This window comes from Bacteroides sp. AF29-11 (assembly GCF_003602895.1).
Classification (GTDB): domain Bacteria; phylum Bacteroidota; class Bacteroidia; order Bacteroidales; family Bacteroidaceae; genus Bacteroides; species Bacteroides uniformis.
In genome coordinates, this window is sequence record NZ_QTLY01000006.1 from 266,043 (window position 1) to 283,132 (window position 17,090).

14 protein-coding genes, 1 pseudogene and 1 riboswitch are annotated in these 17,090 nt (G+C 49.5%); of the genes and pseudogenes, 8 read left to right on the forward strand and 7 right to left on the reverse strand.

Translation table 11 applies throughout. The annotated features are described in order from the left end of the window. Positions 1 to 127: 127 nt before the first annotated feature. A complete protein-coding gene (locus tag DWZ03_RS12020; RefSeq protein WP_034528887.1) occupies positions 128 to 997 on the reverse strand; it encodes a mechanosensitive ion channel family protein in 870 nt (289 codons plus the stop codon). A gap of 105 nt (positions 998 to 1,102) precedes the next feature. Next, positions 1,103 to 1,199, forward strand: a riboswitch (TPP riboswitch). Between the two features lie 33 nt (positions 1,200 to 1,232). Here DWZ03_RS12020 and DWZ03_RS12025 point away from each other — a divergent pair. Genes DWZ03_RS12025 through DWZ03_RS12035 form a run of 3 tightly spaced genes read left to right on the forward strand, consistent with a single transcriptional unit; the run spans position 1,233 to position 4,880 of the window. Continuing rightward, positions 1,233 to 3,545 (forward strand): TonB-dependent receptor, encoded by a 2,313-nt coding sequence (locus DWZ03_RS12025; RefSeq protein WP_005834991.1) that lies wholly within the window; start codon positions 1,233 to 1,235, stop codon positions 3,543 to 3,545. After that, positions 3,545 to 4,195, forward strand: coding sequence for a nicotinamide riboside transporter PnuC (gene pnuC, locus DWZ03_RS12030; RefSeq protein WP_005834990.1), 651 nt, complete (start codon positions 3,545 to 3,547; stop codon positions 4,193 to 4,195). The genes DWZ03_RS12025 and pnuC overlap by 1 nt, the downstream gene beginning before the upstream one ends. A gap of 7 nt (positions 4,196 to 4,202) precedes the next feature. Beyond that, complete coding sequence (locus tag DWZ03_RS12035) at positions 4,203 to 4,880, forward strand: thiamine diphosphokinase (RefSeq protein ID WP_120130136.1); 678 nt, start codon at positions 4,203 to 4,205, stop codon at positions 4,878 to 4,880. Here DWZ03_RS12035 and DWZ03_RS12040 read toward each other — a convergent pair. Continuing rightward, positions 4,840 to 5,748: a DMT family transporter gene (locus tag DWZ03_RS12040; protein ID WP_005834988.1), complete on the reverse strand. Its 909-nt coding sequence runs from the start codon at positions 5,746 to 5,748 to the stop codon at positions 4,840 to 4,842. The two genes, DWZ03_RS12035 and DWZ03_RS12040, sit on opposite strands and share 41 nt — an antisense overlap. 69 nt (positions 5,749 to 5,817) lie before the next feature. On the opposite strand from DWZ03_RS12040, the gene DWZ03_RS12045 reads away from it, so the two are divergent. Both DWZ03_RS12045 and DWZ03_RS12050 read left to right on the forward strand, forming a co-directional pair. Next, positions 5,818 to 5,985 (forward strand): hypothetical protein, encoded by a 168-nt coding sequence (locus tag DWZ03_RS12045; RefSeq protein WP_165860120.1) that lies wholly within the window; start codon positions 5,818 to 5,820, stop codon positions 5,983 to 5,985. Beyond that, positions 5,970 to 6,293 carry a type II toxin-antitoxin system RelE/ParE family toxin gene (locus DWZ03_RS12050; protein WP_120130138.1) on the forward strand — a complete coding sequence of 108 codons (324 nt, stop codon included), beginning with the start codon at positions 5,970 to 5,972 and terminating at the stop codon, positions 6,291 to 6,293. Before DWZ03_RS12045 ends, DWZ03_RS12050 begins: the two co-directional genes overlap by 16 nt. Positions 6,294 to 6,329: 36 nt before the next feature. Here DWZ03_RS12050 and DWZ03_RS20010 read toward each other — a convergent pair whose 3' ends face one another. The 4 genes from DWZ03_RS20010 to thrA form a co-directional block, all read right to left on the reverse strand. Continuing rightward, the gene (locus tag DWZ03_RS20010; RefSeq protein WP_165859861.1) at positions 6,330 to 6,467 is read right to left on the reverse strand and encodes a hypothetical protein; all 138 of its coding nucleotides are present in this window, start codon (positions 6,465 to 6,467) and stop codon (positions 6,330 to 6,332) included. Between the two features lie 311 nt (positions 6,468 to 6,778). Then, complete coding sequence (thrC, locus tag DWZ03_RS12055; RefSeq protein WP_035450267.1) at positions 6,779 to 8,080, reverse strand: threonine synthase; 1,302 nt, start codon at positions 8,078 to 8,080, stop codon at positions 6,779 to 6,781. A 70-nt stretch (positions 8,081 to 8,150) separates the two neighbouring features. Further along, positions 8,151 to 9,410 (reverse strand): cofactor-independent phosphoglycerate mutase, encoded by a 1,260-nt coding sequence (locus tag DWZ03_RS12060; protein WP_008665992.1) that lies wholly within the window; start codon positions 9,408 to 9,410, stop codon positions 8,151 to 8,153. A gap of 21 nt (positions 9,411 to 9,431) precedes the next feature. Further along, complete coding sequence (thrA, locus tag DWZ03_RS12065) at positions 9,432 to 11,864, reverse strand: bifunctional aspartate kinase/homoserine dehydrogenase I (RefSeq protein WP_005828504.1); 2,433 nt, start codon at positions 11,862 to 11,864, stop codon at positions 9,432 to 9,434. 448 nt (positions 11,865 to 12,312) lie between these two features. On the opposite strand from thrA, the gene DWZ03_RS12075 reads away from it, so the two are divergent. After that, positions 12,313 to 13,350 (forward strand): asparaginase, encoded by a 1,038-nt coding sequence (locus DWZ03_RS12075; protein ID WP_005834979.1) that lies wholly within the window; start codon positions 12,313 to 12,315, stop codon positions 13,348 to 13,350. Positions 13,351 to 13,360: 10 nt separating this feature from the next. Here DWZ03_RS12075 and DWZ03_RS12080 read toward each other — a convergent pair. After that, a pseudogene (locus DWZ03_RS12080) lies at positions 13,361 to 13,901 on the reverse strand (beta-class carbonic anhydrase). A 121-nt stretch (positions 13,902 to 14,022) separates the two neighbouring features. On the opposite strand from DWZ03_RS12080, the gene radA reads away from it, so the two are divergent. Both radA and DWZ03_RS12090 read left to right on the forward strand, forming a co-directional pair. Further along, a complete protein-coding gene (gene radA, locus DWZ03_RS12085) occupies positions 14,023 to 15,390 on the forward strand; it encodes a DNA repair protein RadA (protein ID WP_044467715.1) in 1,368 nt (455 codons plus the stop codon). Between the two features lie 5 nt (positions 15,391 to 15,395). Beyond that, positions 15,396 to 17,018: an NAD(P)/FAD-dependent oxidoreductase gene (locus DWZ03_RS12090; protein WP_120130141.1), complete on the forward strand. Its 1,623-nt coding sequence runs from the start codon at positions 15,396 to 15,398 to the stop codon at positions 17,016 to 17,018. Positions 17,019 to 17,090: the final 72 nt, after the last annotated feature.

A 17,090-nucleotide genomic window follows, 5' to 3' on the forward strand; every position in this document is an offset into this window, starting at 1 on the left:
ACTACGGAGTTACCGACTACTATTAAGTTACGGGCTACAAGTTGTCCTGCATTATCATACTGCAGGACAACTTGTAGCCCGTAACTTATAGTGGCTGATAGCTAATAAATTGAAACTTGTAGCCCACTCAGTCTTTCGCCTGATGCACCGTCAACTGCGGGAATGGGAAGTCGATACCTTCCTCATTGAATACGGAGTAAATCTTCTTGTTCATATCAAAATAAACGCCCCAGTAGTCTCCGCTCTTCACCCAAACACGAATCACCACATTCACACTGCTGGCATCCAAGGCATGAAGAGCTACAAACGGTTCGGGAGTATTCAAGATACGGCTGTCTTCGGAGATGATACGACGCACGGTGCTCTCTACCTTGTCATAATTCTCACCATATTCTACACCGATCACCCAATCTACACGACGCGTATCCTCACGGCTGTAATTAGTCACTGTACCACTGCTCAACGCACCGTTAGGGATATAGATTACCTTATTGTCGGCTGTGGTCAGAATCGTATGGAAGATTTGAATCTCACGTACCGTTCCGGACACTCCCTGGCTTTCAATCCAGTCGCCTACCTTGAAAGGACGGAACAACAGTACAATCAATCCACCCGCAAAATTCTGCAAGTTTCCGGAAAGTGCCATACCGATAGCCACACCGGCAGATGCCAACAAAGCTGCAAAAGAAGTAGTTTCCACTCCCAATTTGCCGATAACGGCAATAATCAGCAGAATGGTCAGCAAGATATTGACTAAACTTTTCACAAAGCTCTGGATACTGGCATCCACATGTCTTTTTGCCAATAACCTCGCCAGCATTTTCCTAAGAAAGGAAATCAAGAACCGTCCTACCACAAAGATGATGACAGCTCCAATAATACGTCCACCGGCACTTACGCCCCAATCTATCAATTGCTGAAGGAATATCTGCAGTTTGCTGAAACCATCGTCAGCAACTTGGGCAGCAAAGGCTGCCATGAATAAAGATGATAACATAACTATACTCTTTTTTTAAAATTAATGCTGCAAAATTAACAAATAACTCTGACTTTCGTTCACTTAACTTGCCACTTTCGACGAAAACTCCTACCTTTGCTCCCGATTTCAACTAAGGGGTGCCCTAATACGACGGGCTGAGATCATACCCATTAACCTGATCCGGGTAATGCCGGCGGAGGGAAAAGAAGAAAAGTTCCCCTTTTCTGTATTCATCTAAACGAAACAATTGCAAATGAAGAGACATGCAATGGCGACCTGCCTCCTTATGGCAGCACTGGGTGTCTGTGCGCAGACACAAGAGCAAGACAGTCTGCGGGTGATAAACCTGCAGGAAGTGGAAGTCATCTCCACACGTGCCACAAACAGCACACCGGTGGCATTCACCAATATAGGCAAAGAACAACTGAAAAAACAGAATTTCGGACAAGACCTGCCGTATCTGTTGAGTATGACACCCTCCGCCATTACTACCAGCGACGCCGGTGCCGGGGTGGGTTACACCACACTGAGAGTCCGCGGAACAGATGGCACACGCATCAACGTCACCGCTAACGGTATTCCCATCAACGATGCGGAAAGCCACACGGTATTCTGGGTCAACCTGCCGGATTTCGCCTCCTCCGTCAAGGATATGCAGGTGCAACGCGGAGCTGGTACCTCAACGAACGGTGCAGGAGCTTTCGGTGCCAGCATCAACATGCAGACGGGTGATTTCTCCATGAAACCCTATGCAGAATTCAACGGTTCCTACGGCTCCTTCCATACGCACAAGGAGACGGTGAAAGTGGGAACGGGACTCATCAACAATCATTGGTCGTTCGACGCGCGGCTCTCCAACATCAGTACAGACGGATATATAGACCGGGCGTCTGTGGGACTGAACTCCTATTACCTGCAAGGAGGGTACTACAATGACAACACCTCTATCAAGCTGATAACCTTTGCCGGCAAAGAGCGCACTTACCACGCATGGAACTATGCCAGCAAGGAAGAGATGGAACGTTACGGACGGCGTTATAATTCCTGCGGATTCATGTACGCCACCGACCGGGACGGCCATGTATACAACAAAGAATATTATAAAGACGACAACGGCGAGAAGCATTACCTCACGGACGAAGGAGGTGCACTGCATTTCTATGACGACCAGACCGACAACTATACGCAAAAGAATTACCAGCTGCTATTCAACCACAATTTCACCCCACAATGGAACCTGAATATCGGCCTGCACTACACCAAAGGCGACGGATACTATCAAGAATATAAAGGTGAACGCTCGTTAGCAGAGTACGGCATGTCTCCTTTCGAATACAATGGCGGCAAGGTAGAAGTAAGCGACCTTATCCGCAAGAAGGCAATGGACAACTGGTTTGGCGGTGGAATCTTCTCCGTAAGCTACAAAGCCGACCGTCTGCATGCCTCGCTAGGCGGTGCACTGAACCGCTATGACGGCGACCACTTCGGAAAAGTGCTTTGGGTAAAGAACTATATCGGCGAACTGAACCCCGACCACGACTACTACCGCAACAACGCCACAAAGAACGACGGAAATATTTATCTGAAAGTCAATTATGAACTGGTAAGCGGCCTCAGCGCCTACCTCGACCTGCAATACCGCCACATCAACTACAAGATAAACGGACTGAACGACAAGTACAACTGGACTGCCGCCACTCCGGGAATGCAAAAATTGGACATTGACGAAGATTTCGACTTCTTCAACCCGAAAGCCGGACTGTCCTGGCAAATCGACCGCAACCACCGCCTATACGGTTCGTTCAGCGTAGCCCATAAAGAACCTACGCGCAACAACTACACCGACGGCTACTTCACCGAACATCCCAAGGCTGAGCGTTTGTTCGACTACGAACTGGGATATACCTTCGCCAACTCATGGATCCATGCGGGTGCCAACTTCTACTATATGGACTATAAAGACCAGCTGGTACTGACGGGAGAGCTGAACGAGATAGGCGAAGCCATGGCCAGCAACGTGCCCGACAGCTACCGTACGGGTATTGAACTGATGGCTGGCATCAAACTGGACTGCGGCTTGCAATGGGACATCAATGCCACACTCAGCAAGAACCGTGTGCAGAACTTTACCGAGACACTTTTTGAAAACGAGGAGGCTGGGTCGGAAGCATGGGTCATCAAACACGGGGATACCCCCATCGCATTCTCTCCCGACTTCATACTGAACAACCGCTTCGGCTATACGTTCAAGGGATTCGAGGCCTCGTTGCAGTCACAATATATCAGCAAGCAATACATGAGTAACGCCAAGCGAGAGGAGTGCACACTGGATGCTTATTTCGTAAGCAACCTGAATCTGTCCTATACCTTCAAGTTGCCTAAAGTAAAGTCGGTAACCGTAGGGTGCACCATCTACAATCTGTTCAATGAAGAATACGAAAACAACGGATACGCAGGCAGCGGATACTATCACGACGACAACGGAGGAAAAGTCCGTTACAACTATGCCGGCTACGCTGCCCAGGCGGGAACGAATGTATTGGGACATATAGCAATCAATTTCTGATGGAACATACTCTTGAGATTATAGGCACTGTGGTCGGGATTCTCTATCTCTGGTTGGAGTACCGGGCAAGCATTTATCTTTGGATAGCGGGCATCATTATGCCTGCCGTCTATATTTTTGTCTACTATGATGCGGGGCTGTATGCAGACTTCGGCATCAACATCTATTATCTGGGTGCTGCCATCTACGGCTGGATGATGTGGAAGTACGGAGCATTTCTGCGCCGGACTATCTTGCGGCGGAAAGGTGCAGGACAGAAAGGAGAGGACACAAGAACAGAAGAACAAAAACTGGAACTTCCTATCACCCATATGCCGGCGCGCTACTTGCTGCCGCTTACCGCCGTATTCATCGCCGCTCTGCTTGGCATTGCCTGGATATTGATAAACTTCACGGACAGCAATGTGCCCTGGCTGGACTCCTTCACCACCGCACTGAGCATAGCCGGCATGTGGATGCTGGCACGGAAATATGTAGAGCAATGGTGGGCATGGATTGCGGTAGATGCCGTTAGCGCCGGACTGTACATCTACAAAGGACTTGATTTTACAGCCGGACTATATGCCCTTTACACAATTATAGCTATCTTTGGCTACTTCAAATGGAGGAAAATGATGAACAAGGATGAAGGATTAGAGATTAGGGATTAAGAAAGACATGAAAGACGAACTATCAACGAGCAACGAGCAATTATTAACTATTGATGCCGTAGTTTTGGCGAATGGGGAATATCCTGCAAGTCCCCTACCTTTAAAGATATTGGCGGAAGCGCCTTACGTGGTTTGTTGCGACGGCGGAGCGGACGAATACATCCGCCGGGGCCATACTCCCGACGTAATCATCGGCGACGGTGACTCCCTCAGTGATGAAAACCGCCGGGAGTTCGGACATATCCTACACCGTATCAGCGACCAGGAGACCAACGACCAGACTAAAGCCGTCAACTTCCTGCTGGCGAAAGGCAAACGCCGTATCGCCATCATCGGTGCCACGGGCAAACGTGAAGACCATACACTGGGAAATATCAGCCTGCTCATCGACTATCTCCGTGCCGGAGCCGATGTACGTACCTATACCGATTACGGCATCTTCATCCCCTGCCGGGGTACCCGCACCTTCCCAAGCCATCCCGGACAGCAAGTATCCATCATCAACTTCACTGCACACGGTCTGCATGGCAAAGGACTGGTCTATCCCCTCAGCGATTTCACCAACTGGTGGCAAGGCACACTCAACGAATGCACCAGTACAGAATTCACCATCGAGGCGGAAGGGGAATACCTGGTATTCGTCACTACTTCTTCGCTTCCGCCACTTCAACAAAGTACACGCTGATACAAATCATGGCAATGGCAGCGGCTTGCGTCCAACTGAAACGGTCTTGCCCCAAGGTGAGGGAAACAACGGTAGTCACCACCAGTATCAGATAGCTGTACATGGCTACAACCGTCGTCTTGAGATACTTCAAGCCCACCGGAACCAGAAAGTAACTGAGGTAAGTAGGGAAAACCAGCACAAACGCCAGCACCGCCCACGGCACCCAGTGCCACTCCCCATGCAAGGCATCCGTAAGCAAGGGTGCATCCCAGCCTATAATGGACGACACAATCAATCCCGTTACTGCCGCACCGCCAAAGATGTACTTCATCATCGTCACTACCCCGACCTCTTCCAGCAGTTTCTTGCTCACAATCAGGTAAACGGCAAAGACCAGCGAGCTCACCATACAGAGCATGTTGCCCGTAAACGCATCGTGCGCCAGGTCATCACTGCCTTGCGTAAGGATACACAACAACGCACCGCCAAAACCCAGCGCTATGCCGATTATCTTCATCAGCGTAGCCTTTTCGTGCAGGAAAAAGACAGATATCAGAAAGACCCAAATGGGCTGCATGGAGTTGAAGATGGCACTGGAAACCGGAGTCGTCTTACTGATGCCCAGCAGATAGCAGAACATGAACCCGTAGAGTCCGAAAGCTCCCAGACAGAACAGCCCTATCCGCTGCCGCCTTGTGACCGGTGCCTCCTTTACAAACCAGCTTGTTATCCAAAATGCCACGGCAGCAAAGACACAACGCACCGTGACACCTGTCAATGCACCCAGCCACAAAGGGAGCAGAAATTTCAATCCATTCATATTCAACCCCGCCATGACGCGCGATGCAACCATACTGAGATTGGCTTCCAGTTTCTTATCTTTCATCAGCTTCGTATTTTTCCCCTCAAACAATTCATTACTTTGAAATGTTTTAAGGAAAAAGGAGATAACGTTATGGCAAAAGTTAAAGAAGAGCAATCGTCCCAGCAAACAAAGCAAGTCCTCGCATTCTCCACCCGGCTACGCCATGACCTTAAGAAAGCCTGCCGGCAACTGGATGAGGGAGAAGGACAAGAGGATGTCACAATCAGTAAGGAGGTGGAAGCATGGCTAAACAAATAATCTGGTCGCCACTTGCCAAAGAAGCTCTGAAGGACCTGCTGATTTCCTCGCAAGAAAGAGATGGCAACAAACGGTGTGGCGGGGCTCTGTACACCTTGTTCCAAAATGCATTGTACCGTGTCACGCTGAATCCGTTTATCGGACAGCCCACCGAAGCAGAGAACATACGGTACACCATCCCGCATCCCGACTATACGCTTCTTTACCGGCACAGTCTCCGGAAGATAGAAGTGCTTGTGTTATGGAACAACCATCATAAGTTGGGCAGCATGATAGACCTCATCCGGGAAGAACCCGATACAGAATAAAGCAGTCAATCTTGTCAAGAGCAGATTTATGGAAGATTAACGGAACAGACGCATGATCGTCCGTTCATATAGCCGGAACAAACCATGTATCCGTCCCGAACATATCATCTGTTTATCCTCGACACACCATCTGTCGGCGCTGAACATATCATCCGAAAGCTCGGAGCTTTTCATCCGAAATATCCGGACTTTTCGTCAAAAACATCCGAGCTTTTCGTCAAAACCGCCGGGATTTTCCAAGCAAATGCCTGCCATTCCGCTTGCTGAAGTGGAGGATTAAATCTGTAAAGCACCGGTTTAGGAGAGTAAACCCTAAGCTTTGGCTAATGAAGTGACGGAAGAACACAACAAAAAAGGAGAAGCGACGCCTCTCCTTTTATGCTAATTTAAAATTGAATCTGAACTAAGATTGCAGTTACAAAGATACAACATCCGAAAGGCAATGTCAAGCAATCCGGTGTTTTTCTTTACTGACGTCCCATTCTTTATACATGCATCAGATATTGCTTGAAGTCTGCAAAGTCCTTCGACATTGGCAGGCTCTTCTTCTCACCGCGCATAAAAGCCTGAAGCTTGGCAGGTATCTCTACCGCTTCACCGATAATCTTCTCCACTGTATCCTTGAACTTCGCCGGATGGGCCGTCTCCAGGAATACACCCGTTTCGCCGGGTTTCAGTCCTTCGGCCAGGGCCCGGAAGCCGCAGGCTCCGTGCGGGTCGAGTAGGTAATGGTCTTTCTTCCACACTTCCCGCATAGTTTCGGCAATCTGCTCGTCGGTATAAGTGGCACCGCTGATTTCGGCAGAGATGGCGGCATGGCTGCCTCCGTAAAGGTCGAGTACGCGGGCAAAGTTGCTCGGGTCGCCCACATCCATCGCGTTAGCAATGGTAGCGATACTGGGACGCGGTGTATAAACACCCGTCTGCAAATATTGGAAGAAGATATCATTGCGGTTGTTGGAAGCGATAAAGCGTTCCACGGGTAGTCCCATACGCTTGCCGAAGAGGCCGGCAGTGATATTGCCGAAGTTACCACTGGGTACACAAATGACGGCATTGTCTCCCTTACCGGCACGCTTCAGTTGAGCATAGGCATAAAAGTAATAGAATGCCTGCGGCAAGAAACGCGCCACGTTGATGGAATTGGCGCTGGTCAGTTGCAGGTGCTCGTTGAGTTCCCCGTCCATAAAAGCGGATTTAACCAGAGCCTGGCAATCGTCGAACGTGCCATCGACCTCAATGGCCGTGATATTCTGCCCTAAGGTAGTAAACTGTTTCTCCTGGATTTCACTGACTTTTCCCTTCGGGTAGAGCACATAGACGTGTATGCCTTCCACACCGAGGAAACCATTGGCAACGGCACTACCCGTATCACCGGAGGTAGCAACAAGCACATTGACTTGCTTCTTGCCCTCTTTCTTGATAAAGTATCCCAGCAAACGCGCCATGAAGCGACCGCCTACATCCTTAAAGGCAAGCGTCGGACCATGGAACAGCTCAAGCGAATAAATATTCTTTGTCACCCGGACCAGAGGGACATCGAAACTGAGTGTGTCATAAACAATCTGTTTCAGCGTATCGGCAGGAACATCCTCGCCAAAGAAAGCATCTGCCACGCGATAGGCTATCTCCTGAAAGCTGAGTGTATCGATGCTATCGTAAAACTCTTGTGGCAGAGTTTTGATTGTAAAGGGCATGAAAAGCCCCTTGTCTGCGGCAAGCCCCTTTACCACGGCCTCTTCAAGAGTGGCTTCGGGGGCTTGTTTGTTGGTGCTATAATATTTCATTGCGGTATTTTTTTATTCACCACAGAGTCTCACAGAATTCTCTATAAATAAAACCCCGTGAAACTCTGTGTTACTCTGTGGTGGAACTCATAAATTCATTAATAAACTCGTCTTCTTTCATCAGTCCGTAACTGCCTTCACAGGCTGCCACTTCATCAAATGTCCGTACTTCGTCAGCCTCGATACCCGGATGCCAAATGAGGAACGGGATAGGTTCGGCCGTATGCGTACGGAGTTCGCAGGGAGTGGGATGGTCGGGCAATACGGAGATAGCAACGGGTTCCTCCCAATCCTTCACAGCCTCGTAGATAGGACCTACGGCACGGCTGTCCAGATTCTCAATCGTCATAATCTTCAAGGGGACATTTCCTTCGTGACCGGCCTCATCACTGGCCTCGATATGCAGGTAGACAAAATCATCCGTCCGCAATGCATCAAGGGCGGCAGCCACCTTATTCTCATAGTTGGTATCATAAAGCCCCGTCGCACCTTCTACGGTGATGCGCCGCAATCCGGCATAGTAGCCGATGCCGTTAATCAAATCCACGGCAGAAATCACAGCACCACGCTTCACCTGCGGGAACTTGTCTGAAAGGCGCTCCATCTGCGGACGATAACCGGGACTCCACGGCCAGATGCTATTGGCAGGGTCCTTACCCTCGGCCTTCCGCTTCATGTTGACCGGATGGTTTTCCAGCAACACTTGCGAACGGAGAATCAAATCATTAATCAAATCGGCAGTCTGCTTCGGAGTAAGCTCTGCACCGCCTTCGGGGACCGAAATATTCTCCGTACCCTCCATCGGCTTCACCATCAACGGACGGAAAGGCCTCAAAGGGACATCGTGGGGCGGCGTACAGTCAATGCGCTTGTCCCCTCCTTTTATTACCAGCAGATGGCGGTATTGCACGCCCGTATGGAAATGCACGCGGTCATCACCCAAATGCTCCTGAAGGTATTTTACCAACACATCCGCTTCCTCTGTAGTAATGTGCCCGGCAGAATGATTCTTGATATTGTCTCCCTCGATGCAGATAATGTTGCAGCGCATCGCCATCTCACCCGGCTGCAAGTCCACACCGATACTCGCCGCCTCCAATGGACCGCGGCCTTCGTACACCTTCGGCAGGTTATAGCCCAGAACGGACATATTCGCCACCTCACTGCCGGGATGAAATCCCTCGGCCACCGTCACCAGCCTTCCCACACGTCCCATGCGTGCCAGCTTGTCCATATAGGGAGTTGCAGCCGCCTGCAGCAAGGTTTTGCCTCCCAGAGCCTTCACGGGCCAGTCGGCCATACCATCACCCAATATAATGATGTGTTTCATCTTTCTATATTACGATTTGGATTAAACGTTTGCAATGCTCATAATATCCGCAAATACCCCCGCAGCCGTTACACCCGCACCGGCTCCGTAGCCTTGTATCATCATCGGATATTCCTTATAACGTGCCGTGGTCAGCAGGATGATGTTATTGCTGCCTTCCAGCCCGTAGAACGGATGGTTGGCGCCGACTTCCTGCAAACCGACAGATGCTTTGCCATTTTCCAGTTTGGCTACGAAACGCCAATGCTTGTTCTCGGCTTCCAACACCTTGCGGCGGGCTTCGAAATCGGCATCGAGGCTCGGCACTTTCTTCCAGAAGTCATCCAGGGAGCCTTCAAAGAAGTCATCGGGCACAAAGAGGTTCTTCTCAACATCGCTCTGTTCCAAACAGTAACCGGCCTCGCGTGCCAGAATCACCAGTTTGCGGATAACATCCTTTCCGCTGAGGTCGATACGCGGATCGGGCTCGGAGTAACGTTCCTCCTGCGCCATCTTAATGGTCTTGCTGAAAGGAATGTCGGCACTGATTTTATTGAAGATATAGTTCAACGTACCGCTCAGCACGGCTTCAATCTTCAATATCTTATCACCGCTATGGATAAGGTCGTTAATGGTATTGATGATGGGGAGTCCGGCGCCTACATTGGTTTCAAACAAGTACTTCACACCGCGTTGGCGGGCAATCTGTTTCAGTTCACGGTAGTTCTCGTATTCGGAAGAAGCAGCAATCTTGTTAGCAGCCACTACCGAAACATTGTGCAGCAGCAAGTCCTTGTAAAGGGAAGCCACGCCTGCACTTGCCGTACAGTCCACAAAGACAGAGTTAAAGATGTTCATACCGATAATCTCATTACGCAGCGTTTCCAGAGAGCTGTCCTTTCCCTTCTCCTGCAGTTCTTCACGAAAACGTCCCAAATCGAAACCTTCGCGGCTGAACATGGCTTTGTTTGCATCGGCAATGCCCACTACATTCAGCTGCAGGCCGTTCTCCTGCATCAGCTTCTGGCGCTGGCTGTGAATTTGCTCTATCAAGCTGCCGCCTACGGTTCCTATGCCGCAGATAAAAAGATTCAGTACCTGATATTCCGACAAGAAGAAAGAATCATGGATGACATTCAGCGATTTGCGCAATGATTTGCTGTCCACTACAAACGAGATGTTGGTTTCCGAAGCACCCTGCGCACAAGCAATCACATTGATACCGTTACGCCCCAACGTACCGAACAGCTTTCCGGCAATACCCGGCGTATGCTTCATGTTCTCGCCTACGATGGCCACGGTAGCCAGGTTCTTTTCTGCCTGAATAGGAGAAATTTCTCCCATCTCTATTTCTTTGGCAAACTCCTCGTTCAGCACCTCGCAAGCCAGATCAGCATCCGCATTGCGCACACCGATAGACGTTGAATTCTCCGAAGAAGCCTGGGACACAAGGAACACACTGATGCCATTCTTTGCCAGCGCCTTGAAGATACGGTAGTTCACACCGATGACACCTACCATACCAAGGCCTTGCACTGTAATTAGGCTCGTATCATTGATGGATGAAATACCCTTGATGGCCTTGCTTTGCGGGTCGGAAACCTCTCGCTTGATGACAGTTCCCACACCCTCCGGATTGAAGGTATTCTTCACCAGAATGGGGATATTCTTGTGGCAAACCGGATAGATTGTAGGCGGATAGACCACTTTCGCACCGAAGTTACAAAGCTCCGTAGCTTCCACATAGCTCAATTCATTGATAGTGTATGCCCTGGAAATCACACGCGGGTCAGCTGTCATGAATCCGTCTACATCCGTCCAGATTTCCAGACTGTCGGCATCCAGTGCAGCAGCAATGATTGCCGCCGTATAGTCAGAGCCACCTCTACCCAGGTTCGTTACCTCTCCCGTCATTTTGTCTGTGGAGATAAAACCCGGAACCAATACGCGTTTGGGCAGGCTACTGAATGTCTCGCGCACCAACGAATTTGTCAGCTCCGTATCCAGCACATGCTTGGAATGCTTCTTTTCCGTCTTGATAAACTTGCGTGAGTCAAACCACTCCGCTCCCGTCAACTGGGCAACGATGATAGATGAAAGACGTTCGCCATAGCTCACAATCGTATCGGACGTCTTCTGCGAAAGGTCCTTTATCAGATAAATGCCCTGAAAGATGTCCTTCAGCTCGTTGAGCAGCTCACCAATCTGGCGTTGCAAGGCAACCTGCGCCTCGCCTGCCGGAATCACTTCCTTAATCATTTCCACATGACGATAGACAATCTCCCGGAACTCATTCTCGTAAGAAGCATCACCGGCTGCCGCCATTCTAGAGGTGTTTATCAACTTGTCCGTGATGCCGCCCAATGCGGACACCACCACGATAACCGGTTCATCGACTGCTTCTACAATTCTCTTGACGCTCAAAATACTGTTCACGGAACCTACGGACGTTCCGCCGAATTTCATTACTTTCATTTCTCTTTATATTGTTGAGATGGTTGATACAATGTGTCGGAAACAAGCTGCTACGGCTTGCATTGACTTTAATTAAATGGAAAAACTGCTTGAAAATGGTGTAACACGTAGAAACACAAAATACTATCCCTAACCCCTAAGGGTCATGGTCCACATGGATGTGACTGTATGTTGATAGTACTTGTTCATAGTCTCTTGTTTCTATCATTTATGATAAGTGTTGCAAAAGTAACAATAAAAACATTCAATCTATCACTTTTTGCGACTTTTTTGCGATAAAAATGCAGAAAGCCTCTAAAAAGGCAAGAAATATGCACAACTTACGGCTTACACTTTCACACTTTCCATACCTTTTTTCTGTATATCCGTTTATTCTTTTCTAACATTTTGCTATCATTCTCAATATATATCATTATATTTGCATGGAAAACATGAAAGAAAAGTGCGCATGAACCCAGAAAACACTTCCGTTTTGCTAATATACACCGGTGGAACTATCGGAATGATAGAGAATGCAGAAACCGGCGCCCTGGAAAGCTTCAACTTCGAGCAGTTGCAGAAACATGTTCCCGAACTTCAGAGATTTGCGTTCCGTATCGACACTTATCAATTCGACCCGCCCATGGATTCCTCGGACATGGACCCCGATGCCTGGCGCAAACTGGTACGCATCATCAGCAACAACTACAACCAATATACAGGCTTCGTCATCCTGCATGGCACAGACACCATGGCCTACACAGCTTCTGCACTCAGCTTCATGCTTGAAGGGCTGAACAAGCCCGTCATCCTAACCGGCTCGCAACTGCCCATTGGCGTGCTCCGCACAGACGGCAAGGAAAACCTGCTGACCAGCATCGAAATAGCCACCGACCGCCACTCCAACGGACAGCCCATCGTACCCGAAGTCTGCATCTTCTTCGAAAACCACCTGATGCGCGGCAACCGTACCACCAAAATGAACGCGGAGAACTTCAATGCTTTCCGTTCCTTCAATTATCCGGTACTCGCTTCCGCCGGTATACATATTAAATATAATAATGTGCAAATTCATACGCACGGCACTCCCCACGAACTGGAGCCTCATTATCTGCTTGATACCAACATCGCCATACTGAAGCTTTTTCCAGGTATTCAGGAAAATGTCGTGGCAGCCATACTTGCCACTAAAGGACTGAAGGCCGTAGTCCTCGAAACCTACGGTTCCGGCAACGCTCCCCGAAAGGAATGGTTTCTACGCCGCCTGCATGATGCCTGCGAACAAGGCATCATCATTGTCAACGTCACCCAATGCAGTGCCGGCACTGTTGAAATGGAGCGCTATGAAACCGGTTACCAACTGATGCAGGCAGGAGTTGTCTGCGGATATGACAGCACAACGGAATCTGCCGTAACCAAGCTGATGTTCCTTCTGGGGCACGATTATCCACCTGCCGAAATACGCGAACTGATGGGACGACCGCTGGCAGGGGAAATTACCGTGTGAAGCACAACTATCACTGCACCGGGGTCAATTCTCCCGTCACAGAATCTATTATGAAACCGCTGACATTGATATCATTCGGTATCAGCGGATGATTGATAATAGCTTCCACCGTACCTTTTACCGATTTCTCCGTATCTTCGAATCTACAGCCAAGACTCGAAATCCACTCCGCAGAAACGAATCATATCAATCGTCTCCTGCTTGATGCCCCGGGCCTTCATATGCTCTATCATCTGGGCGCTGCTCATGTGGCACGCACCGCAATCGGAGTGGGCAATAACCATCACTTCCGTCACGCCCAACTCGTAAATGGCCACCATCAGGCTACGAATGACACTACCGAACGGATGTGAAATGATTCCACCCGCATTCTTTATCATCTTCACATCGCCGTTCTTGATGCCCAAGGCTGCCGGCAGTAAAGCGGTCAAACGGGTATCCATACAAGAGAGGATGGCAATCTTCTTATCCGGGTATTTATTCGTGATGTATTTCTCATACCCCTTCTCGGCTACAAAACGCTTGTTGTATGCAAGAATATCTTCTATCATGGCTTTTATAACATGTTATTGTTTTCTACTCACAAAAATAAAAAAACTCTATGGGAGTCTGCAAGCCCTGCATCGAAAAATTGTACCTTTGGGCAATCATTTTAGAAGAGAATGCACAACTATGGCTAAAGAGAAGACGGTTTATGTATGCAGCAACTGCGGACAAGACTCTCCCAAATGGGTAGGCAAGTGTCCGTCGTGCGGAATGTGGAACACGTATGTGGAAGAGGTGGTACGGAAAGAAGTGGTGAACAAGCGTCCCGTATCGGGCATAGAGACCGCCAAAGCCAAACCCATAACCCTCCATGAAATTGTAGCCGATGACGAACCGCGCATCGACCTCCATGATGCCGAACTGAACCGGGTACTAGGTGGTGGTCTTGTACAAGGATCTCTTGTTTTGATTGGCGGCGAACCGGGCATCGGGAAATCCACCCTGGTGCTACAAACCGTACTCCGCATACCGGAAAAACGCATCCTCTACGTCTCCGGCGAAGAAAGTACCCGCCAATTGAAACTGCGTGCCGACCGCTTGACAAGTGCTTCCAGTGATTGCCTCATCGTATGCGAAACTTCCCTGGAACAGATTTACGTCCATATCAAGAACATCCGCCCGGACATCGTCATCATCGACTCCATACAGACGATTTCTACCGAAACCCTTGAATCGTCGCCGGGAAGCATCGCCCAGGTACGGGAATGTTCCGCCTCCATCCTGCGCTTTGCCAAGGAAACGCATACGGCGGTTATCCTCATCGGGCATATTAATAAGGAAGGAAGCATAGCCGGCCCCAAGGTACTGGAACATATCGTGGATACCGTACTCCAGTTCGAGGGCGACCAGCACTACATGTACCGCATCCTGCGTAGCATCAAGAACCGCTTCGGAAGCACTGCCGAACTGGGTATTTACGAAATGCGGCAAGATGGATTACGGCAGGTGAGCAACCCATCCGAACTACTGCTGAGCCAGGACCATGAAGGTATGAGCGGCATAGCCATCGCCTCCGCGATAGAAGGCATCAGACCGTTCCTCATCGAAACGCAGGCATTGGTCAGCAGTGCCGTATATGGTAACCCACAACGCTCTGCCACAGGGTTCGACATCCGCCGCATGAATATGCTGCTGGCCGTATTGGAAAAACGTGTAGGCTTCAAACTGGCACAGAAAGATGTATTTCTCAATATTGCCGGTGGATTGAAAGTGAACGACCCGGCAATAGACCTTGCCGTCATCAGCGCCATCCTCTCCAGCAACATGGACACGGCCATAGAGCCAGAGGTGTGCATGGCAGGAGAAATAGGTCTGTCGGGAGAGATACGCCCGGTAAACCGCATTGAGCAGCGCATCGGAGAAGCAGAGAAACTTGGCTTCAAGCGTTTTATACTTCCCAAGTATAATATGCAGGGACTCAATACCCAAAAGATAAAAATAGAATTAATACCGGTACGGAAGGTAGAAGAGGCATTCCGTGCCTTATTCGGATAATCGTTATGATACAAGAATACCAACTACGCGTATTGCCCGAAGTAGCGGCAAACGAGCAACGCCTGAAAGAGTACTTAATACACGAAAAAGGACTGAATGCACGGGAGATAACCGCAGCGCGTATCTTGAAGCGTAGCATCGATGCCCGCCAGCGGACCATCTACGTCAACCTCAACGTGCGTGCCTACTTGAACGAAATGCCAAAAGAGGATGAATACCAACATACCTTATATAATAATGTAGAAGGAAAGCCCCAAGTAGTAGTGGTAGGCGCCGGTCCCGGAGGACTCTTCGCCGCCCTGCGACTGATAGAGCTCGGTCTGCGCCCCGTCATTGTGGAGCGTGGAAAGGACGTACGGGAACGCAAGAAAGACTTGGCGCAAATCAGCCGCCAGCAACTCGTCAACCCGGAGTCCAATTACAGCTTCGGAGAGGGAGGTGCCGGAGCTTACTCGGATGGCAAGCTGTACACACGCAGTAAGAAGCGTGGCAATGTAGACAAGATTCTGAACGTCTTCTGCCAACATGGAGCCTCCACTTCCATACTGGTAGATGCACATCCGCACATAGGTACGGACAAACTGCCGCGTGTTATTGAAAACATGCGGAACACTATCATCCAGTGCGGTGGCGAAGTCCACTTTGAAACACGCATGGACGCCCTGCTCATAGAGAAGGATGAAGTCAAAGGCATTGAAACAAATACCGGCAAGACTTTCCTTGGCCCGGTGATACTTGCCACCGGTCACTCTGCCCGGGACGTATACCGCTGGCTTGCCGCCAACAATGTAGAGATTGAAGCTAAAGGCATTGCCGTAGGCGTACGACTAGAACACCCTGCCACCTTGATAGACCAAATACAATATCACAACCGGAACGGACGGGGAAAATATCTGCCTGCCGCCGAATATAGTTTTGTAAACCAAGTGGACGGACGAGGAGTATATAGCTTTTGCATGTGTCCCGGCGGCTTCGTTGTGCCCGCCGCCAGCGGTCCCGAGCAGATTGTAGTCAACGGGATGAGTCCCAGCAACCGCGGTTCCCGTTGGAGCAATTCGGGAATGGTGGTAGAGCTACGCCCGGAAGACATAGAGCAATTTACTATTGACAATCTACAATTTACAATTTCTATGCAGCACGACAGCGCGGCTAATTGTCAATTGCCAACCGTCAATTCCCAATTAAGCATGATGTATTTTCAAGAGTATCTGGAGCGCCTCTGCTGGCAACAAGGCAATATGAAGCAGACAGCACCGGCACAGAGAATGGCAGACTTCACTAAGAAAAAACTGAGTTACGACCTGCCGGAAACTTCGTATGCACCGGGACTGGTTTCCTCACCTCTCCACTTCTGGATGCCCTCTTTCATTGCAGAACGCCTGAGCAAAGGTTTCCAGCTATTCGGGAAATACAGCCGTGGTTTCTTGACGAACGAGGCGACAATGATTGGAGTGGAAACCCGTACTTCGGCGCCGGTACGCATAACAAGAGACAAGGAGACACTGCAACATGTACGCGTAAAAGGATTGTTCCCTTGCGGAGAAGGCGCCGGATATGCCGGAGGCATTGTTTCTGCCGGAATTGACGGCGAACGATGTGCGGAAGCGGCAAAGGCATTCTTTGATTAAGCTATAATATTTACATCCAAATTTTGATTTTTCACTTTTTCTCGTTTAATTTGTAAACTATTATCACATATA

Coding starts and splice junctions, on each gene's coding strand:
- DWZ03_RS12020 (WP_034528887.1), bottom strand. CDS start 997: ATGTTATCATCTTTATTCATGGCAGCCTTTGCTGCCCAAGTTGCTGAC.
- DWZ03_RS12040 (WP_005834988.1), bottom strand. CDS start 5,748: ATGAAAGATAAGAAACTGGAAGCCAATCTCAGTATGGTTGCATCGCGC.
- thrA (WP_005828504.1), bottom strand. CDS start 11,864: ATGAAAGTAATGAAATTCGGCGGAACGTCCGTAGGTTCCGTGAACAGT.
- DWZ03_RS12075 (WP_005834979.1), top strand. CDS start 12,313: ATGAACCCAGAAAACACTTCCGTTTTGCTAATATACACCGGTGGAACT.
- DWZ03_RS12025 (WP_005834991.1), top strand. CDS start 1,233: ATGAAGAGACATGCAATGGCGACCTGCCTCCTTATGGCAGCACTGGGT.
- DWZ03_RS12090 (WP_120130141.1), top strand. CDS start 15,396: ATGATACAAGAATACCAACTACGCGTATTGCCCGAAGTAGCGGCAAAC.
- DWZ03_RS12045 (WP_165860120.1), top strand. CDS start 5,818: ATGGCAAAAGTTAAAGAAGAGCAATCGTCCCAGCAAACAAAGCAAGTC.
- pnuC (WP_005834990.1), top strand. CDS start 3,545: ATGGAACATACTCTTGAGATTATAGGCACTGTGGTCGGGATTCTCTAT.
- thrC (WP_035450267.1), bottom strand. CDS start 8,080: ATGAAATATTATAGCACCAACAAACAAGCCCCCGAAGCCACTCTTGAA.
- DWZ03_RS20010 (WP_165859861.1), bottom strand. CDS start 6,467: ATGAAAAGCTCCGAGCTTTCGGATGATATGTTCAGCGCCGACAGATGG.
- radA (WP_044467715.1), top strand. CDS start 14,023: ATGGCTAAAGAGAAGACGGTTTATGTATGCAGCAACTGCGGACAAGAC.
- DWZ03_RS12060 (WP_008665992.1), bottom strand. CDS start 9,410: ATGAAACACATCATTATATTGGGTGATGGTATGGCCGACTGGCCCGTG.
- DWZ03_RS12035 (WP_120130136.1), top strand. CDS start 4,203: ATGAAAGACGAACTATCAACGAGCAACGAGCAATTATTAACTATTGAT.
- DWZ03_RS12050 (WP_120130138.1), top strand. CDS start 5,970: ATGGCTAAACAAATAATCTGGTCGCCACTTGCCAAAGAAGCTCTGAAG.